Consider the following 16,365-nt stretch of genomic DNA (forward strand, 5'->3'; position numbering starts at 1 on the left):
TAATTTAGTACAGCAATTGTTATTTTCGCTAAGGATGGGAACCTCCTTTCTGGATTTAATCTTTATTTTAGCGATCCAAATGATAGATTCTTATTCTAAGAGTCTGCGATAATACTTAAAACAAATTAAAAACTAGTGAATGATATGAACTTGTATTACGCAGCAGCCTGTCAGGTCGACCAGAACAATCCTGTCTGTCGAGCAGAAATGCATATTAATACCGAGCGTGTACTTGAGATGATGGAACAGTGTGTACTGGGCTACAAGCCTTTCCATGATATCAAGTTAATAGTCTTTCCTGAATTTGCTCATGCAGTACCAATTTATGATAATGTGGAAGAAATATTAGAAAAACTGGCTGTTCCTGTTCCTAACGAACACACTGACCGTATTGCCGAAAAAGCCAAAGAATTGGGGGTATATGTACAAACGGGCAGTTTTCTGGAAGTTGATGAACGCTGGCCTGATAGGGTATTCAACACCACCTGCTTGATAAGCCCCCAAGGCGAAATTCTATCCAAATACCGAAAAGTTAACCCCTGGATTCCATTTGAAGTCCATTCCAGCCCGCATGACATTGAAAATTATCCGGATGACCCATTACCGGTGGTAAAAACTGAAATTGGGAATTTAGCGGTGGCGACTTGCTATGACTGGATGTTTCCTGAAGTAACACGAGAACTAGCGCTTAAAGGGGCTGAAGTTTTAATTCGTATTTCCGCATATATGGATCCCTGGGGGGCAACACAACCTATGGACTGGTGGACGGTTGTGAATCGCTGTAGAGCCATGGAAAACATGTGCTATGTAGTTGCCGCTAATCAGGGGGCACATAATTATCCCCCATTTACCTGGCCAGGTGGCAGTATGATTGTTGACTATGATGGGCGCATTTTATCAGAAGCGTCACCAGGACCTGGTGAGCGAATTGTGATAGCTCCGATCAATATTTCAGCACTTAGAAGCGAACGTAAAAGACGTACCGGTCATATGATGCCGGCACACTTACGTACAGAGCTTTATCAAGAACAAAGAAAACCTGTGTTTTCAACAAACTCCGATGCCAAGTCGCTTAATTTTGAAAGTTTAGAAAAACTTATCACCGAAAGTAAATCCAAAACGGGATTTGTTGAGCAATAATAAGGCGGCTTGTGTATCACTGTTTAAGTGAATCTAAGAACAATAAAATAAAAAGAAATTGAAATGACCAAACGACAAGAAAAGCGACGACCAACGCAGGTCGTCGGCCCACGATTGAAAATACTTTTTACTGGATTGCTCATTGTTTTTTCACTTCTAGCAATCAATGCATTTTATCTGGGCTCTATAACGTTTTTTGAATGGAAATACCTGCAAACCTACCAGGACTACTTTTATCAAATAATGTTTTTACTTCATTTAGTGTTGGGATTGATATTTGTAATTCCATTCATTCTATTTGGAGTGATTCATTTTAAAAATGCATGGCGACGAAAAAATAGGCGCGCCGTTTACGTAGGAATAGCATTATTGTTGACTATGCTATTATTACTTATTTCCGGTTTGCTACTAGTCAGGTTTGACTTTTTTGAAGTACGTGACCCTATCATTCGAAATTTAGGATATTGGACACATGTAATTACACCTCTGGTCTGTGTCTGGTTGTTTGTGCTGCACAGACTGGCGGGGCCAAGAATTCACTGGAAAGCCGGAGGCGTTATTGCCTCGGTGGCGGGAGTGTTTGCTTTACTAGGAGTATATATGCAAACTCAAGACCCACGCCAATGGAATAGTGTTGGACCCGATTCAGGTGAAAAGTATTTTTTTCCTTCGTTAGCTCGCACGGCCAGTGGGAACTTTATCCCGGCAAAAGCCTTAATGCAGGATCAATATTGTCGGGACTGTCATCAGAATATTCATAAGCAGTGGACTGGAAGTGCTCACAAAATGAGTTCTTTCAATAATCCTGCGTATCTGTTTTCCGTACGAAACACTCGAAAAGTCGCTCTTGAGCGAGATGGTGATGTTCAGGCTGCTCGTTTCTGTGCTGGTTGTCATGACCCCGTTCCATTTTTCAGTGGTGCTTTTGATGATCCTGATTTTGATGATGTAAATCACCCAACATCGCAAGCTGGAATTACATGCACTAGCTGCCATGCAATTACTCATGTGAACAGTCGTAAAGGCAATTCTGACTTTACAATCGAAGAGCCCGCACACTATCCATTTGTATATTCCGACAATGAAATACTGCAATGGATAAATCGACAGCTAGTTAAAGCTAAACCAGAAATGCATAAGAAGACATTTTTAAAGCCTTTGCATCAGTCGCCTGAATTTTGTTCTACTTGTCACAAAGTGCATTTACCGAAGGAGTTAAACCACTACAAATGGTTACGTGGACAAAACCATTATGACAGCTACCATCTAAGTGGCGTGTCCGGACACGGAGTGAGCAGCTTTTATTATCCCCCTAAGCCGCAGCACAATTGCAATACTTGCCACATGCCGTTATTGGCATCGGATGACTTTGGGGCCGACTATCGAGATGATTCGGGAGTGTTAAAGGTACATGATCATATGTTTCCTTCAGCTAATACTGCTTTGCCTCATCTAAAAGGATTGCCGGATTGGGTTAATGAAAATCATCGTCAATTTATGGACGGTGTAATGTTGTTGGATATATTTGGATTACGAGAAAACGGAGAGATCGATGGCAAGTTAATTGCGCCATTGGAATCTAAGCAAGTGTCGCTGCTACCAGGAAAGACTTATTTAATTGAAGTTGTCGTCAGAACCATGAAGATGGGACATATCTTTACCCAGGGTACTGCCGATTCCAATGAAATTTGGCTGGAAATAATTGCGTCGACAGGGGAGCGAATAATAGGTCGATCTGGAGGTATTAAAAGCAATGATAAATCGGTTGATCCCTGGTCGCATTTTGTAAATGCTTATCTACTTGATAGAGATGGAAATCGAATAGACCGCCGCAATGCGGAAGATATCTTTGTTCCCTTATACAATCATCAAATACCGCCGGGGGCAGCAGATGTTATTCACTACCGATTGACCGTACCAGAAGATGTTGAAGGAACGGTAAAGATTTCTGCAAAGTTAAATTATCGTAAGTTTGACACTACTTACATGCGCCATTTTTCAGGCGATAGTTTTATCCGGAATGATTTACCTGTTCTGGAATTGGCAAGTGACTCGATTGAGTTACCCACTATGACTGGTGGAAAACTTAAGAAAAAAATAGGTGATATTAGACCGCTTTGGATGCGATGGAATGATTATGGCATTGGGTTGATTCGAAAACCTCAAAAATCTCAATTGAGACAAGCCGAGGAAGCATTTCAAAGAGTGGATGAGTTAGGGAGTGCATTTGGTTCTTTAAATAAAGCGCGCGTCTATTACCTGGAAGGTCGTCTTAATGAAGCTGTAATGGAGCTACAACGTTCTTCAACATTCGAAACATCGGCCTGGCCGTGGACCATTGCCTGGTATACTGGTTTGGTGAATAAGCAAAATGGTTTTCTCGACGAAGCTATTGATAACTTCGAGCGGATCCTGGCCAACGATTATGAGTTGGCAAGAGAACGCGATTTTGATTTCAGTCAGGACTATCGTGTATGGAACGAATTGGGACAGACTCTGATTGAGCGTGCAAAACGAGAACGCGGAGGAAAGCGTCGTAAAGCTCGAGATGAATTCTTAAAGAAAGGGGAGCAAGCTTTCTTAACAACGCTAACTTTTGATGAAGAAAATGCCACGGCGCATTTTAACCTGGCACAGATCTATCAAATGCTGGAAATGAATGAAAAGTCGAAAAAACATCATCAGCTACATGAAAAATATCGTGTAGATGATAATGCTCGAGACTTTGCAATCAATCAGCATCGACGTAATAATCCTGCTGCAGACCATGCTGCTGACGCAGTAGTAATTTATGACTTGAACAAAACAACTGAATATCAAGAACGAATCAATACATTACAACCGGTAAATAAATAAAGGTTAGCAATGAGAAATAAAAAGAAACAACTAGGTAACAATAAAATATCTGAAACTAGTGGGCTGGAACCGGTACAAGATGAGTTGCAAGATGACGTTCAGAATGATGAAATCATTGGCAAGGCATTTCGTTGGTCGTTGACTCTCTTTTCAGTCCTTGCCGTAAGCGGAGCCTTAATCTGGTCGATGAATAAAGAAGAAGCGGAAGAATTGCTGGCTGTAAGTGATAAAGGGTTAGATGTTCCGTTAAAGATTGAAAGTATTGCTTCGGTGAGTCCTCCACAAGTTTCTTTCGTTGATGTTGCGACAGCTGCGGGAATTGACTTTAGGCATTTCAGTGGTGCTTATGGTGAAAAACTTTTGCCAGAAACTATGGGCGGCGGTGTTGCATTTCTTGATTATGACAACGACGGTGACGCTGACTTGCTCTTGGTTAACGGAACCAGCTGGCCGGAAGAATCATTGGATAATACGCCTGTCTCATCGCTGACACTTTATGACAATGACGGTCTGGGAAATTTCACTGATGTGACAGATAAGACCGGACTAATTGTTAAACTTTATGGAATGGGGGTTGCTGTCGGTGATTATGATGGTGATAAAGACGTCGATATTTTTGTCACTGCAGTTGGAGAAAACCGGCTATTGCAAAACGATAATGGACATTTTGTCGATGTAACAGAAAGTTCCGGAACAAAAGGGGGCGTAGACGAATGGAGTACCAGCGCAGCATTTTTTGACGCTGACAATGATGGTGATCTGGACCTTTTTGTTGCCAATTATGTACAGTGGAGTCGTGATATCGATCTGGAGGTGGACTATCGACTGACTGGAATTGGTCGTGCTTATGGACCTCCTACCAATTTTGAAGGACAGTATTCGCGGTTTTATCTAAATAATGGAGATGGTACTTTCTCCGAACACTCTGCTGAGAGCGGTATTCAGGTGAACAATTCAGCAACCGGAAAGCCTGTTGGAAAGTCTTTGGCGGTAATTCCAGTGGATATCGACAATGATCACTTGATGGATTTAGTGGTAGCGAATGATACGGTGCAAAATTTTGTTTTTCATAACAAGGGAAACGGAAAATTTGAAGAGGTTGGGGCATTGTGGGGGATGGCCTTTGATCGAAATGGGCATGCAACCGGAGCTATGGGAATCGATGCAGCATGGTATCGAAATGATTTATCTCTGGGGTTTGTTATTGGTAACTTTGCTAATGAAATGAGTTCATTTTATGTTGCCAACGACGCATCAACCTATTTTAGTGATCAGTCTATTGTTGATGGCATCGGCCCAGCCAGTCGCTCTAGACTATCCTTTGGCTTGTTTTTTTTCGACTATGATCTTGATGGACGTCTTGATTTATTTCAGGCAAATGGTCATGTGGAAAATGAAATCAATAAAGTTCAGAAAAGTCAAAGCTATAAACAGCCTTCTCAATTATTCTGGAACTGTGGAGAGCAGTGCGATGTAACCTTTGTTGAACATAAACCGAATGCCAATAATGGTTTGAGCAAAAACATAGTTGGGCGCGGAGCTGCTTATGCAGATATAGACGGCGACGGAGATCTAGATATTTTGGTAACCCAAATAGAGGGAGTTCCTCTATTGCTACGGAATGATCAGAAGCTAAGCAATCATTGGCTGCATGTGAAGCTTTCTCAAACGGGAGGGAATTCAAATGCGATCGGCGCGCTTGTCAAAGTGAAATTACATAACGGTGAAGAAATGCAGCAGCTAGTTATGCCGACACGAAGTTACTTATCACAGGTACTACCACAAGCATATTTTGGGTTAGGAAAAAATACAGAGGTTGAACAGATCATAGTTACCTGGCCTGATGGTTTGGTTCAGGCGGTAACGAATATCGGCAAAGTTGATCGAGTTATATCTATACAAAGAAACAATAATCAAATAGTGAAAAAATAGATCAAAGTTTATATCAATGGATAATTTAACCTTAGCTGAATGGAATATTAAAAATTCAGAGTTCAGACAATCTAACACTGAAGAAAGTAAGGAGCTAGGCGAGTTTTTTGTCGGAAAAGTTGTGCTTATTACCGGTGCTGGCGGTAGTGTAGGCTCTGAAATTTCAAGAAAAATTGTAGAGCTTAGACCTCGCACGCTTATTTTACTAGAAAACAGTGAGTATGCGCTTTATAAGATAGAGCAAGAGTTGTCCTACATGAATTTAAAGGAGCAAAAACTTGAAGTGGTTCCTGTTCTGGGCTCGATTTGTGACAACGAGCTCCTCAACTTTATACGACAGAAATATGAAATTGATATTATTTATCATACTGCAAGCTTTAAACATGTACCTTTACTCGAAGTAAATCCAATTGCCGCTTTTCAGAATAATGTCCTTGGAACAAAAAATATCGCAAGCTTAGCAAAGCTGTCTAAGGCAGAGCAAGCTATTCTGATTTCGACAGATAAAGCAGTGAACGCTGTTTCTGTTATGGGAAAAACAAAGCGTATTGCCGAGCATCTTTTTCAATCTGCGGCACAAGAGGTTGCTGGTGATACTGAATTTAAGATCATCAGATTTGGGAATCTTATCGGTTCTTCCGGTTCCGTGATTCCGCTTTTTAAAGAGCAGATAAGACAAGGCAAGAACCTAACTATAACTGAGCCCGAAATGACTCGCTATTTTATATGTATCAGCGAAGCTGTTAATTTGACGCTCTTATCGACAAAAATGAGTATAGATAATAAAGTCATTATTTTTGATATGGGTGAGCCCGTCAGAATCCTGGATATTGCTAAAAAATTAATAGAGGAATCAGGGTATTCTGTACGGGATACGAAAAAACCTGAAGGAGAAATTGGTATTGAATTTATTGGTATGAGGCGAGGGGAGAAACTTCACGAGGAGTTATCGTTCAATTCTGAATTAAAAAACAGTGAATATCCAAAAATCAAACTTGCTGATGAACCTGTAATGAGTAGAAAAGAAGTTAATGCATTGCTCGAAAAGATCGAAAAAGCTTGTCAATGCCGAGATATTAAAACCCTGAACAAACTAATTTGAATTGGAAGAAATCCATTTCAAGGATTCTCCCGTAAAAAATAGAATGTTTCATTTAGTAACTAGTGATAGCGTGTATTATATTTAGCATGCATCAGATCTCTCTGGATACTTGCTTTTCCCGGTAATGGACCGACTGTTTCACCATCTTGCGTATATAGATCCATATCTTTGACCCATCCCTTTGCTTCTAATACAAAATAGCGTTTCCAGCCATCATTTAATGTTTGTTTCAATTGTGGGAACTTGAGTTTAAGGCCTTCGCCGGGGCCTATGACGGCTACAGCGCTATCATCGTTTGCTACAAGCTCGGTGACGTCGCCAAATTCTGAGTAGTAACCGGAGGGATGTCGAGTATCCCATAGTGGGGCGCTTTTGTTAAAATCATAATGCGGCAAGCGTTGAGCTCCAGTTGTCCTTAATGCAAATCCGGTCTGCAGTGCTTCCGCTTTATCAATGTGAAGTCGCTGAATCCGACTTCTCTCTGGAATTTCTTTAAGATCTTTCCGGTAAACCAGTTGAATACGATCCCAGTAAATTTCCATATTTGAGCTCAGGCGTAATTCGGTGATATTTTCCGGCAAATTATTTAATGGAAGTGTCATTTGCCTGGGCATACCAGCAGGGTAACCAAATTCGGAATAAAGTGTTTTCCATTCCCCGTTGGCTTGACGAAATTCGAGATCGGCTGCTTGATATGAACGATTGGCCTGCCATGAGGCAAAGCTAGTTTGAGAATAGGGATACTCCACCCAGCCATCAATGATAAGGGTAGGGTTTTTATCGTATTCAATCGGGTTTTCAAAAATAAAAGAGACCTGATGGTGAGTCTGGGTCATACCGATGAACCTGTGATCCAGTTTCCCTACTGGCGGCGCTTTATGATCAAGTAGACTGATGCTGTTCAATACATCTTCTCCACGATCATTGTATGCATGTATTGGCTTAACTATATCACTGTAAACGAAAGCTTTTCCTGTTGGTAGCGGATTACCCACGCCCATTCTTTCATCAACTGCTAAATGTAAATCCGCAGGTAAGTCATACACCACAAGCTCGGCATGATCGAAATACATTACTTCTTCCATAGGTTCTGAGATAATCATTTGATAGAAGCCGTCTTTTGCCTGTAGTAAGTTCTCCGGAATTAAAAAGTTCTCCCAAGGTCTTGGGGTTGCGTATTCCCCCGGGCCAATAGCAAATCCTAATCCGCCGACGCCAATGATATCGCTGACAAATTCAAACCTTTCGCCATTCCAAACAAATAGCACCGGACAACTGGCCAACTGACGCTGTGTTTCTGTAATCTTATTCAAGCCTGCTTTTAAGTTTAACTCTGTTTGATAGACTCCATCGGACCATTCCATAGCGACGAAATCGATACTTTGAGAATCACCCATTCCGACGGCAACTGGTTGTAAGCTTTGGCCTGGACCAGAGTATTTGCGAAAGGTACTAGTAATAGTCCAGTTAGACCCATTTCTAACGGCGATTTCAGTACCTATTCCTGACGCATTCGAGCGCATGGAGTCGGCGGCCTTTTCCAATCCTGAAAACTGCATCGTCACAAATGGGTAACGTCCAACGCCGGGCGCCCATTCTAGTAGTTCATTTTTTTCGTTTATAGCAAAGATTGAAGGACCTTTACTATGCGAATTAATGACGGGAAGCCAGTCAACCAAAGCACTGGAAGTACTTGCCTTATATCGGAGTTTAAATTTCAAGGGGATATGCTCAAAACTATAAACACTCCAGCTATTGCCATCGGAAGTAATAAGCTCAAGTTTTCCGTCGCCAGTAATATCCTGTGTCGCCAGCTTAGGATTGTGAGAAAGATCAGGTTTGATGTCGAATAGAACCGGCGTTTCAATCCACAATTTATCTTCTTTGAACCAGCGACTAAGTTGACCTAGTGAATTTTGTGTATAAATTTCTGGTATCCCATCTGCGTCAAGGTCGGCTGCTACAGCGGCTTTGATATCTGACTGAATTAGATGCTGAAAGGCTTCTGAGTTTTGATAGCGCCATAAGCGATCATTTTGATATGCTTCATGAGGAGGCTTTCGATTGATTACTAATAGGTCAGTATCTCTATCTTGATCAAAGTCGAAGGTTAATACCTGCTGAGAAGATCGTGATTGATTGCTTATTTGATACTTGTCTGTGAGAGAGCGAAAAGTGCCGTCAAGATTGTTGTTTAGCAAATCATTTTTACCATTAGAATTGATCACAAGTATATCAAGGTCACCATCGTGATCTGCATCAAAAATCGCACCGTCCACGCTATTATTTTCTTCACCAGAAATTCCGGGGAGTTCAGCGATTTGAAAGCGCCCATCTCCAATGTTTTTCCACATTTGATTCTTGCCATTTCTTAGAAGATATATATCTACCAATCCGTCATTGTCAAAATCACCCAATAGACTTGAGTTGACGCCTTTTACTTTTGCGATATCATCCTGAGTTGAACCGCCTTGCTGCTGCCAGCCTGTGATTGAATCCTGAATCAGCAAAGTGTTGATATGAGAGTCATGCACAATGAGGTCTTGTTTGTCATCATGATTAAAATCTGCTGTTGTTATAGATTTCTTCTTAAAACCAGACGGCGTTTGGTTCTCATTATCCGAAGACAGTGATGCATATTTTACGGGGTCTACAAATAATGGACCGCCAGGAGTTGGTAGGGGAGAGCTTTGATTGATGTTTATAGCTTTGACTTCTGCCAGCGTACCCATCCGCGTGTACTTTATTTCGACCAGCTCTGCACGAGGGTTATTTCGTAAGGCTTCAAACTCCTTCAGATACTGGCGAGCAAGTTCTCGCTGTTTTAGCTTCTGCGAGGCCTGAAAAGCACCATAGTATACGCTTCGCAAATAAGGATTAATGCTTGCGGCTCTTTGATAATAGCTTAAGGCTTGTTGATGTTTATTTTTTTGAGATAACGCTTGCGCTAAAAAATAAGATGCATGTGCACTATTGCCTTCATTATCAAGCACCCAACGGAATTCCAATATTGCTTGATCAATATTTCCAACATATTGCGATAGTATACCTTTGATATAATGTGCTCTTATATTATTTGGTGCTTGATTAAGTATTTCTGAAATTAGAGTTAATGCCGTTTGTACATCACCTTCCTGATTTCGATTTAGTTGCGCGATGACACGATTTATTGCTACATCGGTCCATTCTGGATTTTCTTTAGTTAATGATTCAAAAATGGAAAGGGCTGCAGTGTAATCAAATTGTCCCATCAAGCCCACTGCAAGATTATTTTTCTGAACCATTTCCAGAGTGATTTTTTTTGAGAGCTCTTCTTTTGGTTGAGTGTCACATCCGGAAATCAATAGCAATATAACTGGCAACACACTCGCAATTTTGAAAAATTGTTTCATGAATGATCTCTCGGTCTTAAGGAATAGGTTGAAGAACTAACAAACATGTTTCAGTTGCACGCTTTACCGCCAGGCATATTTCGTAGCAACCGCTCATAGTTTTGCTTTAGCTTAGGTAATTTGGGGTCTGATGGGTCAATACTATTTAAAACTTGTTCTACCAGTGTGCTGGCATTTTGACAGGAGCCAGTTTCTACATATGCTCGAATTAGGGTATCTGCGTGCTCTAATGTTGGTTGAGCGCTCATTACAACTTTCGCCAACTGGAGAGCTTTTGTTCCATCGCGCAAACCTTGTTGTGGGACTGTAACTAATGCTCGTGCTAAGTCGTGTGCTATCAGTCCATCAGTTGGATGCGCTTTATTGACTTGCTCCAGAATCTCTATTGCTTTCTGATACTGTTTTTTATGAAATAAAAGATTTGCATATCCCGCCTGTGCAACAGTGTTTTCCGGTGATATTTTATTAATCTTTTCAAAGTTCCTTAATGCTTCATCTATCTTGCCCGTATATTGCTGTATGTTAGCCAATTCAAATAAAATACCTGCATCTGTTGGTGATATTTTTGCCGCAGATTCAAAATGTTTAAGTGCACCCGAGTATTTCTTCTGGTGCTGTAACAATTTGGCTAGATTAAAATGTGCGGTAGCATTCTCTGGTGCTAGTTCTATTGCTTTTTCCAGGTGTTCCTGCGCATCGGCAATTTTATTCAGCTTTGTTAGTGCTGCGGATAGATTTATTCTAGCGCGTACACTGTCAGGAGCTGCAGCCAACGCTTCCTGGAAGCTGTTTATGGATTCTTGATATTTACCCATAGCAAACTCATTTTTTCCTTGTAGCAATTGCACTCGTTCACCAGCCAGTAACTGCTCCAGATTTTCTCGGATAGGATCATGTGGCTTTATCCCTATTTTTCCGCTAAGTTTTAAATGTTCCCTCGCTTTTATTTCATCTCCCAAACCTCGGTACGCCATTGCTATGGAGTAGTGTAGTCTGTCAGCTTGTGGAACGAGTTTTAGCGCCTGTTCAAAGAATTGAATTGATTGTTTGTATTTCTTTTCTGATAGTAATAATTTACCTATTCCCGCAAATATGCTCGGCTCATTAGGAGTCAGTTCCTGAGCCTTCTGGAAAGCAATTTTTGATTTGTCATATCGAGAAAGCTGTTCAAGAGTTTCACCAAGGTTAATCCAAAGAGCTGGATAAGCCGCATTTATACGTTGCGCCTGAACAAAACTCTCTACAGCTTCATTGGGCATTTCACTACTGCGAAAAACCAGAGCCAATAAATATTGCGAAGTGAAACGTCCTGGCTCCAGTTGAAGTGCATTTTGATAACTAATCTTTGCAGGTTCGTAAAGTTCATATGCATGGTATAGTTGACCCATTAGCTCATATTGCTGTGCGAGCTTTGTTTTGTTCTGCATGAACTCGACTAATTGTTGATTGATTTTTTTGTTCTGAGATTCTATTTGCTCTACGACAGCACTTTCCAGGTTTTTTTTCTGCAGAACCGGAAGCTGGGTGAGGGGGCTAATATCAACGTTGATAGTTTGTTCGATACTCTGTTCGGTTGCATTAATATTAGTTGTTAACATAGTTGCAATCAGAGGAGGAAAAAAGATATTTCTGAGCCATGTTCTTCTTTTTATCATATTGTTATTACGCATGGATTTTCCTCTATAGTACACCGGTTTGATGATACACACTTATTATTTTAACTTTTGGATTGTTTGGTAGTTATTATATGAAAACTGTTTTACTTCCTGAGTACTGCCATCTGGCCAATGTATATAAATCGATTCTATATCTCTGGCCTTATGTAAACCAATGAGAACTCGGGGATCGTTAGCTGAACAGTAGCTACCGTCCGTTCTCACTCGTCGCCACATGGAATTTTTGTTTTTGAACTTAAGTTCTACTTGCGCTCCATGGCTGTCTCTTTTTAATAGCTTATCCGTCAGTCTAAAACCAATCCAGGAATTTTTTTGTCCTACGTTATTTAACAATATTTTGACCGGCCCGTTATTGTTGAAAATAACAAAGTCCATGTCTCCGTCATTGTCGATATCGCCAAAGGCTGCGCCGCGAGAGACATTTTGTTGCTTAAGTGCAAGAACACGATTGTCGTCGATTTCCTGAAATCGCTTACCGTCAATATTTTTGAATATTTGATTCGGTTGCTTAAGAGGATAATTTTCTCCTGCTTTTAGTTGATGTTCAAGTGTAGCAACAGCGCCATTGAGAATGATCAAGTCAAGAAAAGCATCGTTGTCAAAATCCAGCCATGCTGTACCAAATGCCGTGTATGGCAAACTGGACAGCCCAAGTCCGGCGTCCTGAGTGATGTCTTCAAAAATTCCACTTCCATCGTTTCGATAAAGCGTATTCGTTTCACCCATCAAATGTGTCATAAACAGATCTGTATCACCATCGTTATCAAAATCAGCTGCATCGATCCCCATACTCGCCTCAGCTTTTCCATCACTGTTTACTGAGGTTCCTGAAAAGAGGGCGTCATCCTCGAAGAATTTTCCTTTTCTGTTCAGCCATAACTGATTTGCCGCGCCATCATTTGCTACGTAGATATCAATCCAACCGTCTCCATTAAAGTCAGCAGTGACGACACCCAGTCCTGGCCCCGCTTTGTAATCACGAAGTAGAGATTGAGTGACGTCTTTGAATGTGCCGTTTCCCTGATTATGATACAAAGTGTCGACTTGCGGTATAAAAGCTGCAGGTCCACAGTAATCTTGACGACTGCTGCGTGCATAACAGTCTTTTTTGTTGTTTACATCGTATTCGACATAGTTCGCTATATAAATGTCAAGATAGCCGTCTTTATCAAAATCGAAAAATGTCGCACTGGTACTCCAGCGGTTATCATTTTTCTCCAGTACCAGAGATTCATCGGTAAAAGTACCATCACCATTATTTTTTAGCAGACGATTTTTGCCATAATTCGTGATCAGAAGATCTATCCAGCCATCGTTGTTATAATCTCCAGTTGCGACTCCCATGCCATAGTCTTGGATATTCAGTCCACTTTGTTCAGTAATGTCAGTGAAACTAACGCTTGATTGTTGTTTTGAACCAGATATCAAGTTATTACGGAACAAGCGATCTCTCGGTGTACCTTGAATAGGAAACATCGCTTGTTTGATGCTATCTTTCTTACCGAGCAAATTTCCCTGTACCAGATACAGGTCGAGATCGCCATCGTTATCATAATCGAATAGAGCTCCACCAGAACCAGTCATTTCTGGAAAGTAGTACTCTCCGGTCATACCGTTGAAATGTACGAAATTAATTCCTGAAGAGGAGGTGATATCTTCAAAAATTGGTGGTGTCGTTTCTCTTTTTTCCGCAGCAAAAACTAACAGTGTATTAATGTTGTAGGATAAAATGAGGACTATAATAATTTTTATAGGGATGCTGCTAAGTTGCATTTCTGATTCCACACTGATATTGACCTGATAAGCTATCACTCAATCTGCAAAGGTTAAACTTTACTTTATCGACAACTGTTTGTATGTCTTTTTCCGATATATTGTTAAAAAATGGTAGCGCCAAACCGTTACGGGCAAGAATTTCTGTGTTGGGTAGTGAAATTGGTGAGAATTGCTTTTGATAAAACGGCTGCAAATGTATGGGTGAAAAATAGCGACCACACGCTATTCCATCTTCTCCCAGGCTCTGGCACAGTTCGTCTCTATGATGTGCGAAGCTATTATCGATATGAATTACATAAGCAAACCACATTGACTTATATTCATGCTGACTAAAACAGGGGAGGGTAATAGGCTTGAATGCGTTGAAAAATTTTGCATAATTTTCGTTAACTTTCTGTCTCTTTTTACGGATGCTTTCCAGACGACGAAGTTGTGCAAATCCTATTGCTGCGCTTAATTCGTTCAGGCGGCTATTTGTACCAACGCTATCCTGATCCAGCCAGCGGCCATCCATTTTTCGACCATTATTACGTAATTTGATAATTTTATCTGCAATCGCTGAATTGTTAGTAACTATCATACCTCCTTCACCAGTGGTTACCTGTTTGTTAGCATAAAAGCCAAAAACGCCGATAACACCCCAACTTCCCAGTGCTTTTCCCTTGAAACAGTTTCCGGTGGCTTCACAAGCGTCTTCGATTACGGGTATTCCATATGATTCGCAAATAGCAATGATACTATCGATATCAGCAGCTTGACCAAACGAATGAACAACTATGACTGCTTTGGTTTGAGGAGTGATTGCACGCTTTAAGCAAGTTGGCGACATGCCTCGTGTATCTAGATCAATATCAATCAGTATTGGTGTCGCACCAACCGAAATAATAGCATTTACCGTAGCGGGGACCGTATAAGACACGGTAATGACTTCGTCTCCAGAGCCAATTTCCATTGCTTGTAGCGACATGATTAAGCCAGAGGTTCCTGAGCTAACTCCTAACGCATATTTAGTTTTCGTTAACGTGGCAAACTGCGCTTCAAACTTTCTTAACATTGGGCCTCTGGAAAGCTGGCCAGAATCCAAAACTTCGAGAACCAATTCTTTTTCCAATTCGGATATGTCGGGTTGAGCAAGTGGGATCATAATTATATGGTTGACTTCTTAAATAACAGTTTTTCTTTTGATGGTAATCTCTTTAGCACTTCAAGAATTCTTTCTGCGGCGTGTCCATCCCCATAAGGGTTGATTGTATTTTTTATTGACTCCTTAAAGGCTGGGCATAAGGCCTTTTCAATTGCAATTGATATTGCAGTTGCGTCCGCTGAAACATCAATTATGTTTTTTGCCTGCTCTCGCCCTTGTTGTCGTAATCCAATATTAACCGCTGGTAAACCCATACTTGGCGATTCCATGATTCCACTAGATGAATTCCCAACCATCATGTTGGCACAGCATAAAAGTCCAAAATAAGTGATCGGGTCGAGATTAACTCTAATTTGCGCTTTTGGGTGGCGCGCACTGAATTTTTCTGCTTTTTCCATAATTTGATGTGAGCCTGTATCTGCGTTAGGAAAACAGAAGACAATTTGTTCATTGCGTTTTTCGAGTGCTTCAAATAAGGATTCCATTTCGGCCGTTGTATGGTCAAGCAGGGTTACCGGGTGATAAGCAACGATAATTATTTTATCAGTTTCTGTCAGAGATAATTTTTCTCGAACAAGTTTTTCGTCTGGAATAGAGGAACGACGTAGATGATCCAGAGAAGGAGCGCCTGAAAAATAAACTCGCCAGGACTCTTCACCCATCTTAAGAACTCGTTGCCGCGCGGATTCGGTTGGAGTGAAATGTAAATGACTCATTTTGGTTAGTGCGTTACGTACCGCATCGTCAATCGCTCCTTCACTGATATCTCCACCTTCAATATGAGCGATAGGTATTCTCAAGGTCAGAGCTACACTGGCAGGTGCTAACATTTCGTAACGATCAGCGATTAGTAGTAATAAGTCCGGACGTAGATTATCTAGTTGATCTGCCAAGCCCAATGTAGCAAGTCCAAGAGATTTTGCCATCCCAACATCGGAATCAGAGCTTACCAGACATTCAAGCTTTTCTATGCGTTTAAAGCCTGCATTTTCGATTTCACTCCAGGTGTTTCCATACTCTGGTGATAAGTGTGCCGCCATCGCTAGTACCGTCAGCTCAATCGATGACTCGGCTTCCAATAAGCGCAACGGCCAATAAAGGTGACTAAAATCTGCACGAGATGTCGATACAGCGACCACTTTTAATTTATTATTTGAATTCATGTATTGATAAATTGTCTAATTATTGGCCAATGCTAACTGTTTTAGTGTGAAAGCAACCCAGACTAAGTATGAATTTTCGCGTAGTTACCATTTAATGTCACGTTTCCATTGAAGTTTAACAAATTAATCCACTGTTAAGGAGTATCTAGAATGGACTCATTCTCACTTTTATATGTATTAGTTG

The 16,365-nt window shown here is 40.9% G+C and carries 9 protein-coding genes; 4 read left to right on the top strand and 5 right to left on the bottom strand.

The genetic code is table 11. The features are described 5' to 3' along the window. Positions 1–144 precede the first annotated feature (144 nt). The 4 genes from IYN84_RS03405 (at position 145) to IYN84_RS03420 (ending at position 7,030) form a co-directional block, all read left to right on the top strand. Positions 145–1,140: a nitrilase-related carbon-nitrogen hydrolase gene (locus tag IYN84_RS03405; RefSeq protein ID WP_196137754.1), complete on the top strand. Its 996-nt coding sequence runs from the start codon at positions 145–147 to the stop codon at positions 1,138–1,140. A 63-nt stretch (positions 1,141–1,203) separates the two neighbouring features. Further along, entirely contained in the window at positions 1,204–3,996 is a 2,793-nt protein-coding gene (locus tag IYN84_RS03410) for a multiheme c-type cytochrome (protein ID WP_196137755.1), read from the top strand. A 9-nt stretch (positions 3,997–4,005) separates the two neighbouring features. After that, positions 4,006–5,928 carry a CRTAC1 family protein gene (locus IYN84_RS03415; protein ID WP_196137756.1) on the top strand — a complete coding sequence of 641 codons (1,923 nt, stop codon included), beginning with the start codon at positions 4,006–4,008 and terminating at the stop codon, positions 5,926–5,928. Between the two features lie 121 nt (positions 5,929–6,049). Then, positions 6,050–7,030: a polysaccharide biosynthesis protein gene (locus IYN84_RS03420; protein WP_196137757.1), complete on the top strand. Its 981-nt coding sequence runs from the start codon at positions 6,050–6,052 to the stop codon at positions 7,028–7,030. Between the two features lie 59 nt (positions 7,031–7,089). On the opposite strand, the gene IYN84_RS03425 is transcribed toward IYN84_RS03420, so the two are convergent. From IYN84_RS03425 to neuC, 5 genes are read right to left on the bottom strand one after another with little or no spacing between them, the layout of a single operon-like run. Continuing rightward, a complete protein-coding gene (locus tag IYN84_RS03425; RefSeq protein WP_196137758.1) occupies positions 7,090–10,422 on the bottom strand; it encodes an FG-GAP-like repeat-containing protein in 3,333 nt (1,110 codons plus the stop codon). A 50-nt stretch (positions 10,423–10,472) separates the two neighbouring features. Then, positions 10,473–12,092 (bottom strand): tetratricopeptide repeat protein, encoded by a 1,620-nt coding sequence (locus IYN84_RS03430; RefSeq protein WP_196137759.1) that lies wholly within the window; start codon positions 12,090–12,092, stop codon positions 10,473–10,475. A gap of 42 nt (positions 12,093–12,134) precedes the next feature. Beyond that, complete coding sequence (locus tag IYN84_RS03435; protein WP_196137760.1) at positions 12,135–13,871, bottom strand: CRTAC1 family protein; 1,737 nt, start codon at positions 13,869–13,871, stop codon at positions 12,135–12,137. Further along, a complete protein-coding gene (locus IYN84_RS03440) occupies positions 13,861–15,018 on the bottom strand; it encodes a DegT/DnrJ/EryC1/StrS aminotransferase family protein (RefSeq protein ID WP_196137761.1) in 1,158 nt (385 codons plus the stop codon). Before IYN84_RS03440 ends, IYN84_RS03435 begins: the two co-directional genes overlap by 11 nt. A gap of 2 nt (positions 15,019–15,020) precedes the next feature. Continuing rightward, entirely contained in the window at positions 15,021–16,181 is a 1,161-nt protein-coding gene (neuC, locus tag IYN84_RS03445; RefSeq protein ID WP_196137762.1) for a UDP-N-acetylglucosamine 2-epimerase, read from the bottom strand. Between the last annotated feature and the right edge of the window lie 184 nt (positions 16,182–16,365).

The organism is Aliikangiella sp. G2MR2-5 (assembly GCF_015687155.1).
Classification (GTDB): Bacteria; Pseudomonadota; Gammaproteobacteria; order Enterobacterales; family Kangiellaceae; genus Aliikangiella.